Below are 19241 nucleotides of genomic sequence, written 5' to 3' on the forward strand. Positions count from 1 at the left end.
GTTACTCACCTTGCTTTGAAGTAGCTGATGTGTTGGGGCTACTCATAGATGAGTTGTCATCTGCAATAGAAGAATTTATAAAACTTCTTTGAGCACCGTTTTCAGAGCCATATTCTTCCTGCAAGAGTACAAGCATCTCGTTTTTAGAAAGTTCAGACATCGAATTTTTATAATTTATACTCTCGTTGATGTATTCAATAACAATGAGATAGGTAAGGCCAATAACAATTGAAATAACCCAGACAATAAGCCACGAGAGCTTTTGAGAGGCTCCAAACATAATAACAGTCAAGATAAGGGGAAGTGCTAATAGGTATACAATTCCTGCACGTTTAAGCGCGGGATACTTTGTACGGAATTTCTCGCCATTTTTCTGTACTTGGACAGTCGTAATGTCGGACTGAGCAAGCGCTGATGTAATAGTGGATAGAGAAAGATGTCTTTTTGTGAGTGGTTTCTGCTCGTGAATCATAAAGCCAGTTTCAGAGAGTTTCTTGTCAAAGAGTGCATTGATATTAAGCAGGTGTCGACGCAGGACCACTCCAATGATGAGGGCTGGAATAATAAAGCAGGCGAGAAGTGCTAGCTGCGTTGCATAGGTGGTCTCAAAGTATCCACCAACAGACTCGCGCATGGCTGCAATTCCATAGGTGAACGGAAGCCATGGATGAATAGCTTGAAAGAATCCAGGCATCATTTCAATAGGGTAGAGACCGGAAGTGCCAGGAATTTGCAAAATGACAAAAAGCACGCAGAGGCCTTTACCAATGTGCTTAAAAGCGATAGAGAATGCGTAAATAATGTTGACATATACGATGGATTCAATAATTCCTGCAAAGATAAAGCCAGCAGGACTGACACATTGAATTCCCATAGCTAAGTCTCCTATAGTGCAAATAAGTGCTTGGGATATGCCAAGAATCATGAAAAGAATCCAACGTCCAAAGTATGCTTGCCAGGGCGTAACAATACCTATTTCTTTGTCCGCAACCTCAAGCTTATAAATGGCAATGAGAACAAAGCCGCCTACCCATAGAGCAAGATTGGTATAAAACGGAGCAACGCTTGATCCATAGTTGGCAACTGGATAGACAACTTGATTGGTAAGAGTTACTGGTTTTGCCATGTACGCTGCAATATCGCTTGGTTCCAGAGTCATGGTGTTTTGCAAAAGCTTCATAAACTCTGAGCTCTGAATAAGACTTGCATCTGCGGCAAGATTGCTAAACGTCTTCGCGCTATTGGAGAGCGAATTCTGCGTTAGTTGAGAAGCGTCTTGAGCTTGTGCAAGAGCGTTCTCCAGTTGGGAAAGAATAGCTTTTATTTGAAGAAGCGTAGGCTTAATGCTTGCGGTAGTGCTAGAGAGCGTGTTTGCAGCTCCCCAGAATGAGTCATAGGCGGCATTGAGGCCAGGGATGGTTGTTGTAGCAAGAGTATTTTGCGCGTCAGCTGCTGCAGAGACACTTGTAGTAATAGTGTTATTCAGTGAGTTAGAGACAGAAGAGAGTGAGTTGTTGTTTGCTTCAAGATCACTAACTGCAACTTGGACTCGTACAAGAGCGGCTTGTTCATTGGATACTTGCGTTGTGAGGGTAGATATCACGGAATCAAATTGACTTTGTTGAAACGTAGGAACTAGCGGTCTTAAGGCTAAAAGTTCCTGGAGAAGTTGTTGATGTGATTGAACTAGCGACTGAGCTGAGGTAACGCTTCCTTCTGCCGTGCTTAAGGCGGTAGATACACGTCCTGTTATGACACCTACTGCAGTGTTTGCTTTATTTGATGCATCGGTGAGCTGTGTTGAACCAACGGCAAGTGCACTAGAGAGTTTTGATGCAAGGGTAGTAGTGTCATTTCTTGCCTGAGTCAGCTGACTTGTAATGTCATCGAGCGTTTGATGAGAACTGTCAGATGTCTTAATGAGAATATCAAGCGTTGATTGTGTATGTGCAAGGGTTGTTTGAGCATCTGCAAGAGCGGTGCTTGTTTGTGCAAGGTTAGAAGAAATCTCGTTTAAGTTATTGCTTGTCTGAGCAAGATCGCCAGCAAGTCCAGTTTCAGAAGAAATTACTTGTGAAGAGATAGTTCCAGCAAGGTCAACAACATGTTCAGAAATTACTTCAGCAACTTTTGATAAGAATTGCTCATTTATCTGTGTTTCAATAGTCTTTGCTCCCGAGTCCGTGACTTTGGGTGCAACTGGATTGAGTTTCTCGTTTACAAAATATTCAATCTGAGGACGTTCAAGATTTCCAGAAATAACGCTTGCCAGACTTTGCGTAAAGTTTGAAGGAATAACTACTGCTGCATAAAAACGACCTGAATACACTCCATCTAATGCTTCTTCCTTTGAAACAAAAGTCCACTGCAGCTGATTATTGTCTTTAAGCTTGTCTACTACTAAGTCTCCCGCATTAATGTGTCCTTGGCTGCCTACTTCAGCGCCTACATCTTCAGAAACTACAGCAATAGGCATTGTTTGTGTGTTTTTATAGGGGTCCCAGTTTGCGGCAATATTGAACCACGCATAGAGCGAGGGAATTATACAAACACCAATAGTTACAAGGACGGCTATGGGATTTTTTAGGATACGTTTTATGTCGTGTAGGAATATATTCCAAACCACGTTCATGAGTACTCCTTATATAGATCTACAAGCATTCTCTAGGTGTTTGTGCGGACAAGCTTCTTGTTCCCAGATTTTTGAACACTATTCAAAAATCGAGAAAGTAGCATAGTATTTCTTGTATGTAGAAACATAATTAACTTGATATTTTTTGTTTTTCACATAAACGTTATAGTGATACATAGGAATTAAATTATTGTTTTTGCTGGTATCTGATGTAATGGGGGATTTATGAGCGAGAAAAACACAGATGTTGTAGCCGATGTAATGACCTATCTTGCTCACGCGCATAACCACACACAGGAAGTTGTGGGCACAGTAGCTGCATCAGTATCACACATAAGAGCTGAAGCTCGCACTAAAAAGAGTGCTACTACACGTAAGCGTATTATGCATGAAACTACAGAACTTATGCTTGCACGTGGAAATACTAATTTCAAAATGAGTGAAATTTCTCAGCGCGCACATCTCTCTAAAGGGGCGCTCTATTACTATTTTTCTGATAGAGAAGCACTTTTGCAAGCAATCTTTGATGAAAGTGTTGATGAACTTGCAAAAGACATTGCACGTTCAATTGAAAATAAGCCTGCCTCGGTAGAGACACTTCATGCAATTGTCACAGAGCTTGCATCCCATATTTTGCCAGACTCACCTTTGGTATTGGCGCTTATTAATAAGCTTGCTAGTTCAGAACAAGCCCTTATCACTAATATTGAGGGCCCTCTTTCAAGGGTGGTGGTTTTACTTGTGAGTCAGCTTGAGCTTGGAAAAGAGCGAGGATTTGTTCGCAAAGACATTAATTCAAGACTTGCTGCATGTTCTATTACAGGAGCTCTTGTGCTTTCTGCCATTGGTTTAATGGGAGAACGTCGCGGAGCAGAAGATTCTTCTCAACTTTCGCAGGACCTTCTCAGTCTTATGCTTACCGGCATTGGTTTAGATGCCAAGACGCATTAATAGAGGGTATTTTTACTATTTACCACCTTATCCGCGTACGTCTGGGTATAGTAGTACTAATTGCGCGTAGAAAAACGCAAGGTTTATTCCTAGAAGCCATGTGTGAAAGGACAGTTCATGGCACACAAAAACTATTTGTTCACTTCAGAGAGTGTTACTGAGGGACATCCAGACAAGGTTTGCGATCAGATTTCTGATGCAATTCTTGATGCAATCTTGGCAAAAGAGGCAGAGCTTGAAGAGCGTGGATACGTTTCTCCAAGCGGCGTTCCAGCTTGTCTGGATAACGTCCGTTGTGCATGCGAGACTTTTGCTACTACAGGAACTATTGTGGTAGCAGGAGAAATTCGTACTCAATCCTACGTTGATGTTCAAGAGATTGTTCGTAACACCCTCAGAAATATTGGCTACGACCGTGCTAAATATGGTTTTGATTGCGAGACCTGCGGTGTCTTGAGCCTTATCCATGAGCAGAGTCCAGATATTGCTCAAGGTGTTGACCAGTCTTTTGATACTCAGGCGGGACGTACTACTGATCCGCTTGATCTTATCGGTGCAGGCGATCAGGGTATGATGTTTGGTTTTGCATCTGATGAGACCGATGTTCTTATGCCGATGCCTGCTTATCTTGCTCAGCGTCTTGCTCAGCGTCTCTCAGAGGTACGTAAGTCTGGTGAGGTTGAGTACTTGCGTCCAGACGGCAAGACTCAGGTTACCGTTCGCTATGAGGACGAGAAACCCGTCGAGGTTACAGCCATTGTTGTTTCCACGCAGCATGCTCCAGAGATTGAGGACATGTCCATCATCAAGCAGGACATGATCGACTATGTTATTGCTCCTGTAATGGGTGAGGTCAACATTGCTTGGGATAACGCCGATATTTACGTTAATCCAACTGGTCGCTTTGTTGTTGGTGGACCTATGGGAGACACTGGTCTGACCGGTAGAAAAATTATTGTTGATACTTACGGCGGCATGGGTCGTCATGGCGGCGGCGCTTTCTCTGGTAAGGATTGCACCAAGGTTGACCGCTCAGCAGCGTATGCGGCTCGTTGGGTTGCTAAGAATGTTGTTGCAGCTGGTCTCGCAAAGAAGTGCGAAGTTCAACTTGCCTACGCTATTGGTGTTTCTCATCCACTGTCTATTATGGTTGATACCTTTGGTACTGGTATTGTTGACGATGCTGTTATTGAGCAGGCCATCGAGAAGGTCTTTGACCTTCGTCCTGGTGCCATTATTAGAGATCTTAAGTTGCGTCGTCCGATCTTCTTTAAGACAGCAGCATATGGTCACTTTGGCCGTAAAGACCCAGACTTCACTTGGGAAGCAACTGATCGTGTTCAAGAGCTCAAGAACGCAGTTTCTGCACTTCAGGCATAGCGTTCTTACAAGGTAATCTTGTACAACCTCATTGAACCTTCTTCCAGCACCACCTCAAAACCTGGGGTGGTGTTTGTTATTTGTGTGATACCTCTAAAAGTTCCAGGTTTGTAGGTACTGGTAACAGCATTAGAGTAATCAACAACGTTGTTTAGAATAAGGACGTACTGCACATTAAGATCATGCGCCGTCTGAAGTACCTCAGGGTCGCTCGCAATGCGATTAAGGCGCTTACGAAGAATTGCACTTGCGGGACGTTCTGAGGCGTCATAGCCGTTAGGGAAGCGCCAAAGCACATGTATGTTGTTAGTGCCATATGCCCAGAGACTGCCGTCTTGAGGTAGATTTGCAATAACAGCACCTGAAGGAACGGTAAGCTCAACACGGCGTAAAAACTCTAGTTCCTCTGATGTCAAAATGTAATGGTCACCATAGGCCTTCTCGGAAGCCTGCTTAAAGGCAAGAGCTGCAGGAATTGGTTCTTCTGATTTAAGGTTAGGCATAGGAATTACATAGTTGAGTGCAACTACGCACGCAATAACTGCACCTGCAATTAGGGGTTTTGCCCAAATGTTATAAAAGACACAGGTCTGCGTTTTAGCCTGGTTCTTAGCCTGACCTTGACCCTGACTTTGGTACTGAGAGAGCTTTTCTCTACAGGTGCTAAATGTTTCCAGCGCAGCTTCAACAAGGGTCGCAAGACCAAGTGCTGCAAGTGGAATTGCCATAATGATGCAGCTGGCGGCAATGCGGAATGGATCGGTATACCAGAATCCTGAGAGGTATCCTTTCAGCGGAACATCAAACGTAATAATAAAAATGCAGAGGATGGATAGGTACAAAAAGGCAGATACCATCCAGCGAGCTTGTTTATGCTTGAATGTCCATACTGCGCCTACTAGTACGCAGATTGAAAGTATAGGCTGTGGAGAAACAACCTCTCCACCCGCATACGATTGCCCAATAAAGTCCATGCCAAGGGCGTGCAAAATGGCATCTTGTAAGCTTGAGTAAGCACTCCACCAGAAATTGAGCGCGACGCCTCGAATAATTAAAACATAGTAGAAAACAGACCATATAACCAGCGCAAAGATAAAGAATGCATACGCTAGTGTGACAGGCTTGACTCTTTTTCCAAAGAGAACAACTTTGCGCTTGGATTCTCCAATACGTGCAAAACTCCAAGGCAAAAGAACCACAATTGACGAAAAAATCGTGGAAGGATGCAAGACAAAAAGGGTAATGCAACCAAGAATAAATATGATAACAAGCCAGATAAGGTCATGCTTTGGAGTCTTTGAACGAGTCATCTGCATAAAAATCCACCAAATAGAGGGCATTACACAGAAGGCTACAGTGTTAGGGAAAATTGGTCCGTAGATTAAAAGCGACCACGGGAAAACAAAAAATGCTAAACAAACAAAAGCTCCGCTTGTAAGCGCAATGCGGTGTTTGGGAAGAACTTTGGCAATAAGCGAGCAGATTGAGAGTGGAAAGATAATTGCAGCACTAACAAAGTTGAGTGCATTTCCTGCAATAGGAACTGTTGTAGAAACAAGTTGTGTCGTCAAGGCAACAATGATGTTCCAGCCGGAAGGATAAAATCCCGAAGCCCCCGGCTCCCAAGGGGTAATTGAGGCTTCTATGGTGCTGTAGAAGTCATAGTGAATGGATGAGTATTTTTGAGACTCGATCATTGCTTGCGTAACATCTAAGTGATGCACAATATCCCAGCCCTGCACAAAAGAGCTAGCAGATGGCAGGGTGGGTAAGAAAAGAAGTCCCACAGTAAGAAGACCAATTGTTACATACAGAAGAGGAATCCAGAAGGGGAGCTCTTCACAGACAAATGAGGGCATGCGGTAAGTTGGTTGTTTGACCGCTCGCGATGCCTTGGATTTGATGGGTTTCTCGCCCCTGTGATCTTCTTTGTTTTTTGATGCAACGTAATAAACGTAGCCATTGACTAGAGCTGCGATAAGCAGTGGAACAAGAATCATTACAGCTAAGGGAACAGGGATGTTAAGTGCACTAAAGATTTCTCCCTCAATAAAGTAGAGAGCGCAGCTTACTAAAGGAGCAGTAACAAATGCCCAAGGCTTTGACATACCAGAGGCGTGCAGCAAAATGACGCCCGGCACATAGAGTAGGGCAACAATTACAACTGCACTTTGGAAGAACTCAAGCCACATCCTGATCCAATCAAGGTGCCAGTAAAAATTTTTATACTTCATGGTCGCATTAGTGAGTGCGACAACCACTTAAAACAGACTGGTCTATTTTACGATAGAAGTAAAAGTAGCGTTGAGATAAACAAAAAGGACTTCCGAAGAAGTCCTTGAACTTTTGGTAGCCCGTACCAGATTCGAACTGGTGATCTCCGCCTTGAGAGGGCGGCGTCCTGAACCGCTAGACGAACGGGCCATATATGACTGGGAGGACATGGCTGGGATAGAGAGAGTCGAACTCCCGTTGACGGAACCAGAATCCGCTGTCCTACCACTAGACGATATCCCAAGATGTCATCCGTACGCATCAGCGCGAGAAATAACTATAAAGGAGACTTGTCAGAGATGCAAGCAATAATTTCAAGAAATTCAGTTTGCAGCAAAAATAGTATATAGAATGTGTCTTTAAGCACAAGGAACGTCTTTGTTGTTTGCGTTGAGTATGCGCTCTGCATCAAGAAGTGTCTGGTCTAGAGAAACACAACCCGTACAGCTTGCACATGCGGTAGGAGCGCTTGGAGTAGCTGCAAGACCGCCTTTAGCTGTTTCTCTGAGTGAAACGGGGAGTGCGGCACCTACTTCTGCCATAGCATGAGCAACCTCATCAAACGGGATTGGGTTACCAACGCCTGCAAGAGCAAGCTGAGAAGAACTTATAGCTGCGGCTACACCAATGGCGTTTCTATCCTGACAAGGATACTCAACCAATCCTCTGACAGGGTCACAGATTAGTCCTAAAAGGTTAGAGATAGCAATGGAAGCTGCGTCTAAGCATTGCTGAGGAGTGCCGCCCAAAAGCTCGGTTAGTGCAGATGCACTCATCGCGGCAGCAGATCCGACCTCTGCTTGACAGCCGCCTTCAGCACCAGAAACACTTGCGTTGGTGGTCAAGATGGCACCAATAGCACTTGCATTCCAAAGCGCAGAGATAACTTGCTCATCTGTGGCGCCAATCTCTTCTGCAACAGAGATGAGCGATCCCGGTACAACACCAGATGCTCCTGCGGTAGGAGCAGCAACAATAACGCCCATGGTTGCCGAGCGCTCAAGAACAGCCATAGCGTATGCAATAGCTCGCGTTTGTGTGGTGCCCATAAGCGTGTTCGAGATTGCAGGCGGGGTATTGGCTACGGTTTTGGCTTGGCCATTGAGCAGGCCACCAATTGACTGACGAGGCGTCTTGATGGTGTCGTGAACCTCATCACGCATAATTTCAAGAACGTGAGTCATCTCTGCGTCTACGTTAGCATTTGGTCGCAAGCCCTTCTCGCGCTGGCGCATAATTTGGCCAATGGAGGCTCCCGTCTTGGAGCACCTGGCGAGAAGATCTGCGCCGTTGTCAAAGGCTCCCGAAAGTACGTCGTTTGTGACCTGTGGAGCTGCTCCTGGAATAGAAACTTGAGCAGCGTACGAAACATGAGGCGCTAGCTGAAAGAGGTCTAAGACTTTCTGCTCAATAGGCTCGTCAATCTCAAAGACGGTGTGAGCAAAGCCGCCGCGCTCTGAGCGGAAGGTGCGCATAGTTGCAACATTGATATTTTGCGTAGCCAAAATAGTAGTGAGAGCTGCAAGAACACCGGGTTTATCGCGATGCGAAACAAAGATAGTGGGCATATCACCGGACATGTGAATACGTGCTCCGTTAACGCCAGAGATGCGAATACGGCCACCACCAACAGACTCACCCATAACGGAGACGTGGGCGTTATCTGCGCCGTAGAGGTGAATTTCTACGGTGTTTGGGTGAAGGGTTTCGTCATCACCCTTTTCAATAACGCTGTAGTTGAGGTGGGCTTCTTCTGCCAAGGCAAGTGCTTCACGGACGCGAGTATCGTCTGGCGCAAGGCCCAAGATGCCTGCAATGAGAGCATAATCGGTGCCGTGGCCAAGATGGGTATGAGAGAAGGAGTTGTAGAGCCAAAACTCAACGTGCTCCAGCTGCTTTGGTGCAAGCGAGCGTGCAACTAGGGCAATGCGTAGGGCTCCTGCTGTGTGCGAGGAAGAAGGACCCACCATAATGGGGCCTAAAACCTCAAACGCAGACATAGAAATCATAGTTACTCCAAAACTGAACAAACGGTAACGATAAAAGAGCTGCAAAACCATCTGTTTTACAGCTCTTGCGTGGTTTTACTTTTGATACCCACTTACGTTTGGAAGAATACGCGGCAAACACGTATTCAGTGTGTTATTTGCAAAGCTCCATGGCGCGGTCAAGGCGAGCAAGGCAAACCTCACGGCCAAGAAGCTCCATAGACTCTCCAAGAGGAGGGGAGACCATGTTGCCACACTCAGCAACGCGAATGGACTGGAAGACAACGCGTTTCTTTAGGTCAAGCTGTTCTGGAAGCACCTCAAGGGCAGCATCAATCGCTGCAGCCTTCCACTCTTCCTCAGAAACGCCCTCAAGAGCAGTCTTTGCAGCAGTAAGAACAGTTGCACTTTGAGCAGCGTCTTTGGTAAGGCCCTTCTCAACACTCTTCTGATCAAAGGTGACGTTTGCACCTTCATACAAAAAGCGTGACTTCTCAATGACGTCTGGGCTTACTGTGGTACGAGGACGAAGAATCTCGGAGAGCAGGTCATACCAACCTGGACGAGTTGCGTAAATCTCATCTGCGTCAGTTGCGTTGCCCTGAACAGGCTCAAGACCTGCGCTAACAAGTTCTGGAATTAGAACAGTCTGTGCAAAGGTCTGATTGTCCATATTGGCAAGATAGGTAGCATTAATCCAGTTCAGACGTTCAGGATCGGACTTTGCAGGGTTTTTGGAAACGTGATCCAAAGAGAACTGAGATGCCAAAACGTCGCGAGGAACAATGGTTGTCTCGCCATCAAGTGACCAGCCGAGAAGAGCCAGGTAGTTGACAAAGGCATCTGCAAGATAGCCCTGGTCACGATACTCTTCAACAGAGGTTGCACCATGTCGCTTGGAGAGTTTCTTGCCGTCAGGACCCAAAATCATGGAGATATGAGCGAAGGTTGGAACAGGTGCGCCAAGAGCTTCGTACACCATAATCTGGCGAGGAGTGTTAGACAGGTGATCGTCGCCACGGATGATGTGGGTAATGCCCATGTCAGCGTCATCAACAACGGTGGCAAAGTTATAGGTTGGGGTGCCATCAGATCGGAAGATGATAAAGTCATCAAGCTCGCGAGCGTTAAAGGTTACGTCACCGTGAACAGCATCGTGGACAATGACGTCGCCGCGGTCCAGAGGAACCTTAATGCGGATAGTATAAGGCTCGCCAGCATCAATGCGGCGTTGTGCCTCTGCAGGATCAATGTTTCTGCAGGTACGCTGATAGCCTTGGAAGGGGTCATGGCGCTCCTCAGCAGCTTTCTTATCTTCAGCAAGCTTCTCTGGTGTGCAGAAGCAAGGGTATGCCTTGCCCTCTGCCAGCAGTTTATTTGCTGCTTCACGATACAGGTCAAGGCGCTCGGTCTGGCTGTAAGGGCCACAATCGCCGCCCTTATCTGGACCCTCGTCCCAATCAAGACCAAGCCACTTCATAGCACGAAGAATAATCTGAGTGTTCTCTTCAGTTGAGCGCGTAGGATCTGTGTCATCAATGCGAAGAATAAACTTGCCACCATTTGCACGAGCAAAAGCCCAGTTATAGATAGCAGTGCGCGCACCTCCAATGTGTAGCTTACCTGTTGGGGATGGTGCAAAACGTACCCTTACCTGCTTCTCTGACAAAACTCCTCCTTGGCAGTTATTTTCTAGCGAGAAAATCTAGTTTATGCACTCTTTAGTATAAACGCTTGACCGTGCGTGACCGACAACGTTGTCTAGTCTTCAAACATATTGTGGTCTGCAAATTCTGCTTGAACGGTACGAATCATAAGGTCTACGTCTTCAAGTCCCAAGTGACGTTCCTTCTCGTCTGCTGCAAGTGTATGTCTACGACGTGCCCAGTTCTCAAGCGCGGCAGGGGAAGACTCGCGTGGAAGAGATCTAATTTCTGGGTCCAAACGACGGCAGATATCGCGGGAATCAATAACAATAATCTTGCCCGCTTTTCTGGCCTCTGCGTAGCCATCAATGTTGAACATGAACCAAGAATCCTCAAAGGCGGCGTTATGGGCCATAAAAGGAATCTTTTTCATAGTTGTCAGCAGGGCTTCTTGGGCTTTTTTATCGTCTCTAAATGATTTTTTGCCTTCAACATCTTTCCAGGTAATTTGGTGAATATCGGCAAGTGGAACGCCTTTTTCTTTGTATATCTCTGGGATACCAAAATAGGCAGTATGAGGCTCTACCGGAACGGTATTGCGACCAAGATTCCAGAACTCAAAGCCAACGTTAACAATGTATCCTAGTTCAGGAAAGCGCGATGTAGTTTCAATATCAATGCCTAAGACCGTGCCAGAAACGCTCTTCTCGACATACGCAATTTGCAAGTCATTAAGAAGCGGGCCTGCGGTTTTGTAGACAGCCTTAGGACGACGACGCTGCATTTTTGCTACAGCAGCTGCAAGGTCATCGTTAGAAAGACCGCGAGAAAGACCAACACCTCGATGGTTTCTGAGCCTCTCAACGCCGTAAGTGTCGCATAGTGAGCGCGTTCTATCAGCAAGCTGTTGAATGACAGAAAACTCTACAGGCTCTTGGCCCAGAGGTGCTTCCTTCCAGGCATCAAACAGCGTTTTAATAGCATCACAGTTTTTGTTGATCTCGCCGATGATGGACTGATCATCAACAAGAAGACCAGGTATGACAAACGCATTAGCGTGCTCAATAGCTTGATTGATATCCATACACTCTCGCTTTGGTGGGTGAGAATTAGTTCAACATATAAGTATCTACCCTGAAGCGCATATTCTTTACGTCATTTTCTAGAAAGTATGGGCGCCTCACTAAAAATGCGTGCTAGGCTGTTGAGTGCAACACAGTTTTATGAAAGGTTTTTAGTCATGTCGGATTTACATGAGTCACTTGCTCTTTCTGAGGAGCTTCTTGCTTTTATTAAGCAGAGTCCTTCCATGTTTCATACTACACAAACTATCAAAGACTACCTGTTAGAGAACGGTTTCACTTACCTCTCTGAGGGTTCTTCTTGGGATGTTCAGCCAGGCGGCTCTTACTTTACAACACGCAACAATTCTTCAATTATTGCCTGGAAAGTTGGCGAGAAATACCGTGAGGCTCAAACCTCAAACGCTGATACTCCTTATCACTTCCAGCTTGCTGTTGCCCATGGCGATTCTCCAACTTACAAGGTAAAAGCCCAGCCAGAGCTTACTGGCGAGGGCAACTCGCTTCGTCTGAACACTGAGGCATACGGCGGCATGCTTGACCACACGTGGTTTGACCGTCCTTTGGGTGTTGCTGGCCGTGTGCTGGTCAAGGTAGGAAACAAGGTAGAGTCCAGGCTGGTCAACATCGAAGATGACGTTGTCATGATTCCAAGCTTGGCTATTCATCTTGAGCACAAAAATGGTCTCTCGCCAGAGTTCAACCGTGCTAAAGATCTGATGCCACTTTTCAGCGTTGGAGAGCTCAATCCCGGCGCCTTTAACGCCCTGGTAGCAGATGCAGCAGGTGCGTCTCAAGAGGACATTCTTTCTCGCGATCTCTTTTTGGTTGATCACACAGGTGGTCGTATTTGGGGCGCAAAGAAGGAGTTTGTTTCCGCTGGTCATCTGGATGACCTGCAGTGTGCCTTTGTAGCACTTAAAGCTTTCCTTGCGTCTTCAAATGAGCAGGACATCTCTGTGTACACCTGCTTTGACAACGAAGAAGTTGGCTCAAACACTAAGCAGGGTGCTAAGTCTACGTTCCTTAAAGACACGCTACAGCGCGTAAACGCTACGCTTGGCTTTACGCAGGAAGATTACTACCGTGCGCTCTCGGCATCTTTGCTAGTAAGCTGCGACAACGCTCATGCGGTGCATCCCAATTATCCTGAGAAGCACGATGCGGCCAACAAACCTTACCTCAACGGAGGTATGGTTATCAAGGAAGCAGCACGTCAGTCATACTGCACGGATGCGTTTAGCCGCGCCATTGTCGAGGCAATTTGGAAGCAGCAAAACGTTCCATATCAGATTTTTGCTAATAGAAGCGATATGCCAGGTGGATCTACTTTGGGCAACCTCTCCAACATTCAGGCCAGCATGCATGCCGTTGACGTGGGTCTGCCTCAGCTTGCTATGCACTCTGTTTACGAAACCGCGGGCACTAAAGATACACTTTTGGGGTACCAGGCACTTAAGGCGTTCTATGACACCTGCGTCTGCATTACTGATGCCGATTCGTTTGAGTTGAGGTAAACGCTTGGCGAGAAACCCTGTGCACTAGGTATACTTAACTACAAAAACACAACACGTGACTTGAAGGAGTTCCATGTCAGAAAAACAGCTTACTGCTCATGATATGGAGCTCCTAATCTGTGCAGGTATTTACGTTGAACCCCAGACGCTGAGTGGTCCTGCGTTGGTATTTCCTATCTCAGATGGTGAAGGTGGAGAAATACGCGTGCTGTGGCAGGGCGGCGCCTATGAGAGTGCAACTTACACGGATTCAAGAAAGAATCAGCTGGTATTTCCTTATCTTGAATTGTATGACTTGCTGTTTGAAGCTGCCTGTCCTGTACACTCAGTTTTGATGATTGGTGCTGGCGGCTGCTCGTATCCTCGTTATTTAGTAGCTCACCATCCAGAGGTTTCTTGCGATGCACTGGAGATTGATCCTAAAATTGCAGCTCTAGCTCGTAGCCACTTCTTTGTGGATGAGGCTATTAGAGAGAGCAACAACAGACTTCAGCTACAGATAGCTGATGGCGTTGAGTATATAAAGAGCCTATCTACATCTAATAACAAGCACTATGACGCTATCCTAAACGACTGTTTTATCGGAGAAGCTCCACCTGCGGCTATGATGACCGTTGAGTGGATGAGCTTGGTAGCACAATGCCTTACTCCTGGCGGAAGATATCTCACAAATGTAGTTTCTGCACAAGTAGGAGAGGATGCGCATCAGCTTGAAGCGCTCATGGATGCTGCTCGCATGGTGTTTGAACAGGTAAAGGTTGTTCCCTTGGATCTAGAAGTAGATCCAACAGAGCCAGATAACCTTATGCTCGTTTGTCAGCGCGCTTAAGTATTAGTATTTGACTATTTATTAGTCAAAAGTTTTAGTGATGTTAATGAATTAACATCGATAGAAAATTAAAAAACAATGAAGTGTAAAATTAAAGTCGCTGATTTTAGTTTTTGAATGATTCTCGTTTGGACACAGCATAAATTGAATTCTTTAGTCCAGTTCAGTGCACTTGATTGGAGATATAAATATATGAAAGAATCGTTTTTATCAATAAAAGAAATCTTTCATATTGGTAATGGAAAAATTAATGTACTAGTTTTTCTTGCTGTTTTAGCGGTTATATCATCATTTCTTGAAATTTATTCGATTCAATATATGCAGTCACTTTCAAAAGTTTTTAGCACAACGGTTTCAAATGATCTTTTTCAAATTGGTTTTATTTGTGCTAAGTTTTTGATGTTAATTGTGCTTTCAACAATAGTTAGAAATTACTTTTGCTTTAGAGTTTCCGTCTTTTCAAACGACATCATTAAAAACGTAAGAGATAAAGCGTATTCGAAACTTACTGATACGGAATATGAATTAGCGATAATTCACGATAATGCGTTTTATATTAATTTGATAGACAATAACGTAAATAAATTGAGCTTAATTTTTTCAACAAGTTTTTTTACTTTGTGCTCAGATATATTCGATACAGTGTGGATTTGCTTTTTTATGATACAAATAAATATTACATCGTTACTTATTTTAATAGTTGGCATATTACCATTAGTTTTAATCGGTAATATATCAGCATCCGAGCAAAAGAAGTTTGCAGAAAATACAATCAAACTCAATGAGGATTTGATTGAAAAGATTAATGAAACTAATGATAACTTTTCATATATTAAATTGTTTAAAGGTAAGGAGAGAGAGGCTAATCGTTTTAACCGTATAAATATTGATATTTTGGAGAATGATAATTTATCGAGTGCAGCACTTAGTATTTTCTTTGTAATAGAAAAAAGTATTCGATACTTATTTGTTGCGATTTCATTATTCTTTTTATGTAAAGATGTACTAGCGCAAGATGGGAATTGGATGATTCTTATCCCATTTTTGCTCTATGTACAAAGATTTTATAATCCATTTTCAAATTTGAATAAATATTCTCAGTTAATTCAAAAATCCGTTTCAAGTGCAGACAAGCTTATAGATTTTATAATCTCAAAGCCAACTGAGGAAATTTCAACTATTCAATTTATTTCTGATTCATCTGAATCAGAAATAGTTTTGTCTGGTATATCAAAGAATTATGAATCTGAAACAATTCTTGAAGATGTTACTTTTAGTTTTAAAGAAGGAATCAACTTAATTGACGGAAAAAGCGGTGTAGGTAAATCCACTTTGTTAAAAATACTTTTAGGCTTAATTAAATCTTCGAGTGGGAAAGTGACTATTTATTCTCGAGCAGATGACTTGAATTTGTATGCATATTCAGGACAATCAAATAAACTGTTTAATTTATCTGTGATAGAAAATTTAATATATCCAAAAACCGTAGACCATCTTTCATCATCGGAAAGAATGAAATTAGAGAGTCTACTAGATGAATTTGGATTCAGAAAAAGCATATTGAATAAAGATATTGCTAAAGAAGGTGAAAATCTTTCTGGAGGTGAAAGAAAAAGACTGTCTATTCTTAGAGCACTGATTCGTCCGTCAAAAGTTGTGATACTTGATGAACCATTTGCAAACTTAGATTCGAACAATATTGAAATTATCGCTCGGAAAATACAGGATCTTTCCAAGAACAGAATTGTTATTATTGTTTCTCACGAAACGTCATTTCCTGATTCTTTAAAATTTAATACGCACTTGACTATTAGCGGCACCTAAAGTTTTCTTTTGTTTTAATCATCCTTCCTCAAAATCCAGAAACAGACCCAACAGAGCCAGATAACCTTATGCTCGTTTGTCAGCGCGCTTAAGTGCGGTGAGCGCAAGCGCAAGGCATGTACTCATAAGTACAATGCCTATGCCAAAGAGAACCAAGAAACCGTGGGCTGAACCGTCAACAATCAAGCTCCAAATAATGAGCGCACAGGCAGAGACAAAGCAGCTTACACCTGCAATTCTTGAGTAGATAAGAGTGGAATCTTTTTTTCCAAAGACTGTGCGTACCAAAAGAGGTGAGCCGACTGTTGTAAGGGCGTAGGCAATTCCAAAAAGGAAGGTTCCTGCCAGCAAGAGCGGCAATATTGGAAGCTTAATTCCCAACATAAGTAAGCTAACAATACCCGAGAAAATTCCTACAAAGCAGGCAAGTTTTACCGAAATATCACTTAACGCGCCTAGAAGTACCTTTCCAATTGCTTGGCCAAGCATAGTTGCTCCGGCAAGAAGGCCCGTAGCCGCAGCAATTGCAGGAGCGGTTTCTGCAAACGTTGCAGCATAGCTAGGGAAGTACTGAGAAATTTGCTGGTTAAGAGTAATGAGTGCATAAAACGCTGCAACCATATAAAACTCTGGATATTTCATTGCGTCATCAGCAGAGATGTCGGTTGAAGTAGTTTCTTCAACTTCAACGTTTTTCTCGCCAATAGAGGAGAAGGTAAGAGGCGTAAGGCCAAGGTCTTGGGGTTTCTCGCGTATTACAAAAAGGGTAAAGGGGAGTGTTCCCACTAGCATGACTAGGGCAAAAATAAGATAACAAGCACGCCAACCTTCAGGACTAGAGGAGATAATGGCAGATCCGATGGGGTTAAAGACAGTGCCGCCGATGCCGGTAAATGCAAAGCAGAGACCCATAAAAGTACCAACGCGCTGGTCAAACCAATCGTTGATAAGGGCAGGGACGCACAAGAACATGAGTGCAGGTACGCCAATACCAAGTCCCACCGCGCAGAGATAGAAATGCCATATCTCTTGAGCGGCTGACATGGCTCCGTATGAAGCTGCGCAGATGATAACGCTTGCAGAAAGCACCAGGCGAGTGTCGTGTGATTTATAGAACTTGCCTATGAACGGCAAAGCTATCGTCATAGCAATGCAGAGTACCGAGAAGACCGCAGAGAAGGCAACGCGGGGAACGCCAAAATAGTTTGAAACAGGTGTAATAAAAATTCCAAAGCAGGTCAAAATAATTGCACAGGGCAAAAACATGATGACAATACAAGTTGCAACGATGGCATATGCATACTTAGTGCCTAGTAAACGTTGTAGCACTGAGGCTCCTCTCTTTTGACCAGAAATAGTGTAGGCGATGTGCCGTAAAAAGGACACATCGCCTACCGAGTCGTACAAAATTTTTAGAGCTAAAAAGCCTTTGTGAGTGCGTTTTGCTTACTTTTTTACGCGCTATTTTGCGAACATGAGACCTTAACTGTCAGAGCCTCTGCGGTTTTCTCCCTCAAGGGCACGGATTGGTCCGATGTCTTGAGTGGTCTCAAGAGCGCCCAGGTAGTTGCCCTTTTCATCGCGGACAGCAAAGTAACGGACATAGAGGAACTTGTCTTTGACTTCAAACCAGAACTCAGAGCAATCACGCTTGCCGCTCTTGAACTCGGTGAGGATACGGCGAACAGCTTCTTGGCTCTTTGGTGGATGACAATCGTAGACGTCGCGACCAAGGCAACTCTTTGGACGAGGGAAGGCGCGGGTGTCGCCGTGGCTGAAGTAACGGGTTTTATCGTCTGCATCAACAAAGGTAATGTCAAGCGGAATGGTTGCAAAAACAGCCTCAAGCTGAGGAATGGTGAACTCACCGGTAGAGAGTTTAACCTTTCCATCAGCAGAAATTGCTTCCTCTTCTGCCTCAGCGTTATTCTCGCCCATAGCACCTGCAGCTTCCATTTCTTTGAGTTTGTCATTTGCAAGCTCAAGAGGATCTGCATGCCATGAAGGTGGATTGACGCCAAATGCGTGGCCAAACTCGTTCTCTTCAGCAGCAATTTGGGTCCACTGGGTGGCAGTTAGGTGCTCAAGGGAAAGTGGAATAAGGACGTTCTCTTCCTTGGAAGCCATGGACTCAGCGCCTTCAATAGCTTCATCCAGATAGTCAGCAACGCCTGCCATAAGACCAGCATCATACTGACCATAAGCAGTCTCAAGCAGAGCCTCTGCGCCGTTAACGGCGTTTCTTACTTCGTCGTCTTTGCCCCACATAACCTTTGAAGGACCGGTAATATCGTGACGCTCCAGGTGAGGGAAGAGCAGCTCTTCCTTGCGTTTGTAGTGAACAAAGACCTCGTCAAAGGCGTCCATATCAGCCTTTAGAATTGCTGCAACACCAGCGCACTCTTCATTGCTGGAAGACTCGTTAAGCGTGCGAGCACGTCTTACATCTGGAGCAACGCGGTCGTGAATAAAGGCAAGAATGCGGTCGTTTTCTTGGCGCATGGTCCAAACAGGATGTCCAGGAGTCTCTTCAGCAGCGCCTGTTGGTGCACAAGAGACCTTTCCTTCAAAGAGAGCAGCGTGAACGTCGCAGAGCTTCAAGACCTTCTCCATAGGAACACCGCCAGCGATAAGCTCCTGCTCAGCGGTAGAGATCTCAGATCCAGAGACATCCTTGAAGTTACGAGCAAAGTCCTCACGAACAGCCTCGATGTCCTCACCGTCGTTGAGGCGCTCAAGATACTGGGCGATAAGAGCTTTGCGCTCCTTAGGGGTTTGTGCAATAGGTGCGTCAGTTGCCTCTGTGTCTGCGGGTTTCTCGTCAGATGGAGTGTCTGCAGCTATAGGCTCCTCATCACCAAGAATAGTAAAGCCGTGAGAGCGGAAAATTGCCTTGAGCTCCTCAAGGTCTACGCCTTTGTGGTCACAGCCTTTAGGAATGGTCATAAAACGGCCCATGGTCTGAAGGCGGCCTGGCTCGGTAATCTCGGCAAAGCCGTTTTCTGCCATAAGGCCTTTAATGACGGGAAACTTAGTGCAAATCTCATAAACGGATTTGCTTAAATCAAGAACCTGTGCCATACGGGCTCCTCTCGGATAAGTTTAGAAAGTCTACTTA

Annotated in this window: 12 protein-coding genes and 2 tRNA genes; 5 read left to right on the top strand and 9 right to left on the bottom strand. The window is 44.8% G+C overall.

The features are described from left to right. Position 1 precedes the first annotated feature (1 nt). Entirely contained in the window at positions 2–2632 is a 2631-nt protein-coding gene (locus APAR_RS02560) for a YhgE/Pip domain-containing protein (protein WP_012808588.1), read from the bottom strand. 225 nt (positions 2633–2857) lie between these two features. Here APAR_RS02560 and APAR_RS02565 point away from each other — a divergent pair, with 225 nt between their 5' ends. Both APAR_RS02565 and metK read left to right on the top strand, forming a co-directional pair. Then, a complete protein-coding gene (locus APAR_RS02565; protein ID WP_012808589.1) occupies positions 2858–3583 on the top strand; it encodes a TetR/AcrR family transcriptional regulator in 726 nt (241 codons plus the stop codon). A 117-nt stretch (positions 3584–3700) separates the two neighbouring features. Beyond that, entirely contained in the window at positions 3701–4963 is a 1263-nt protein-coding gene (gene metK, locus APAR_RS02570) for a methionine adenosyltransferase (protein WP_012808590.1), read from the top strand. Positions 4964–4968: 5 nt separating this feature from the next. Here the strand turns inward: metK and APAR_RS02575 are convergent, their stop codons facing one another. The 6 genes from APAR_RS02575 to APAR_RS02600 form a co-directional block, all read right to left on the bottom strand. Further along, positions 4969–7155, bottom strand: a complete 2187-nt coding sequence (locus APAR_RS02575) for a DUF6541 family protein (RefSeq protein WP_012808591.1) — start codon at positions 7153–7155, stop codon at positions 4969–4971. A gap of 155 nt (positions 7156–7310) precedes the next feature. Beyond that, a tRNA-Glu gene (locus APAR_RS02580) sits at positions 7311–7387 on the bottom strand. A gap of 19 nt (positions 7388–7406) precedes the next feature. Then, positions 7407–7480, bottom strand: a tRNA-Gln gene (locus APAR_RS02585). A 116-nt stretch (positions 7481–7596) separates the two neighbouring features. Then, positions 7597–9246: an L-serine ammonia-lyase, iron-sulfur-dependent, subunit alpha gene (sdaAA, locus tag APAR_RS02590; RefSeq protein ID WP_012808592.1), complete on the bottom strand. Its 1650-nt coding sequence runs from the start codon at positions 9244–9246 to the stop codon at positions 7597–7599. Between the two features lie 133 nt (positions 9247–9379). Continuing rightward, the gene (gltX, locus tag APAR_RS02595) at positions 9380–10894 is read right to left on the bottom strand and encodes a glutamate--tRNA ligase (protein ID WP_012808593.1); all 1515 of its coding nucleotides are present in this window, start codon (positions 10892–10894) and stop codon (positions 9380–9382) included. A gap of 92 nt (positions 10895–10986) precedes the next feature. Next, a complete protein-coding gene (locus tag APAR_RS02600; protein ID WP_012808594.1) occupies positions 10987–11955 on the bottom strand; it encodes a 3'-5' exonuclease in 969 nt (322 codons plus the stop codon). A 156-nt stretch (positions 11956–12111) separates the two neighbouring features. Between APAR_RS02600 and APAR_RS02605 the strand changes: the two genes are divergently transcribed. The 3 genes from APAR_RS02605 (at position 12112) to APAR_RS02615 (ending at position 16123) form a co-directional block, all read left to right on the top strand. Continuing rightward, on the top strand, positions 12112–13470 hold the full coding sequence (locus APAR_RS02605) for a M18 family aminopeptidase (protein ID WP_012808595.1): 1359 nt from the start codon (positions 12112–12114) through the stop codon (positions 13468–13470). 73 nt (positions 13471–13543) lie between these two features. After that, on the top strand, positions 13544–14299 hold the full coding sequence (locus APAR_RS02610) for a spermidine synthase (protein ID WP_012808596.1): 756 nt from the start codon (positions 13544–13546) through the stop codon (positions 14297–14299). Positions 14300–14491: 192 nt separating this feature from the next. Beyond that, positions 14492–16123 carry an ATP-binding cassette domain-containing protein gene (locus tag APAR_RS02615; RefSeq protein ID WP_012808597.1) on the top strand — a complete coding sequence of 544 codons (1632 nt, stop codon included), beginning with the start codon at positions 14492–14494 and terminating at the stop codon, positions 16121–16123. Positions 16124–16189: 66 nt separating this feature from the next. On the opposite strand, the gene APAR_RS02620 is transcribed toward APAR_RS02615, so the two are convergent. Both APAR_RS02620 and APAR_RS02625 read right to left on the bottom strand, forming a co-directional pair. Beyond that, positions 16190–17452 carry an MFS transporter gene (locus tag APAR_RS02620; RefSeq protein ID WP_012808598.1) on the bottom strand — a complete coding sequence of 421 codons (1263 nt, stop codon included), beginning with the start codon at positions 17450–17452 and terminating at the stop codon, positions 16190–16192. A gap of 153 nt (positions 17453–17605) precedes the next feature. Further along, complete coding sequence (locus tag APAR_RS02625) at positions 17606–19204, bottom strand: DUF438 domain-containing protein (RefSeq protein WP_012808599.1); 1599 nt, start codon at positions 19202–19204, stop codon at positions 17606–17608. Positions 19205–19241 lie beyond the last annotated feature (37 nt).

The organism is Lancefieldella parvula DSM 20469, assembly GCF_000024225.1.
GTDB lineage: Bacteria > Actinomycetota > Coriobacteriia > Coriobacteriales > Atopobiaceae > Lancefieldella > Lancefieldella parvula.

Excerpts from the sequence above, each read along its gene's own strand:
- metK (WP_012808590.1), top strand. The coding sequence starts at position 3,701 with ATGGCACACAAAAACTATTTGTTCACTTCAGAGAGTGTTACTGAGGGA.
- APAR_RS02565 (WP_012808589.1), top strand. The coding sequence starts at position 2,858 with ATGAGCGAGAAAAACACAGATGTTGTAGCCGATGTAATGACCTATCTT.
- APAR_RS02625 (WP_012808599.1), bottom strand. The coding sequence starts at position 19,204 with ATGGCACAGGTTCTTGATTTAAGCAAATCCGTTTATGAGATTTGCACT.
- APAR_RS02560 (WP_012808588.1), bottom strand. The coding sequence starts at position 2,632 with ATGAACGTGGTTTGGAATATATTCCTACACGACATAAAACGTATCCTA.
- APAR_RS02605 (WP_012808595.1), top strand. The coding sequence starts at position 12,112 with ATGTCGGATTTACATGAGTCACTTGCTCTTTCTGAGGAGCTTCTTGCT.
- APAR_RS02600 (WP_012808594.1), bottom strand. The coding sequence starts at position 11,955 with ATGGATATCAATCAAGCTATTGAGCACGCTAATGCGTTTGTCATACCT.
- APAR_RS02610 (WP_012808596.1), top strand. The coding sequence starts at position 13,544 with ATGTCAGAAAAACAGCTTACTGCTCATGATATGGAGCTCCTAATCTGT.
- sdaAA (WP_012808592.1), bottom strand. The coding sequence starts at position 9,246 with ATGATTTCTATGTCTGCGTTTGAGGTTTTAGGCCCCATTATGGTGGGT.
- APAR_RS02575 (WP_012808591.1), bottom strand. The coding sequence starts at position 7,155 with ATGTGGCTTGAGTTCTTCCAAAGTGCAGTTGTAATTGTTGCCCTACTC.
- APAR_RS02615 (WP_012808597.1), top strand. The coding sequence starts at position 14,492 with ATGAAAGAATCGTTTTTATCAATAAAAGAAATCTTTCATATTGGTAAT.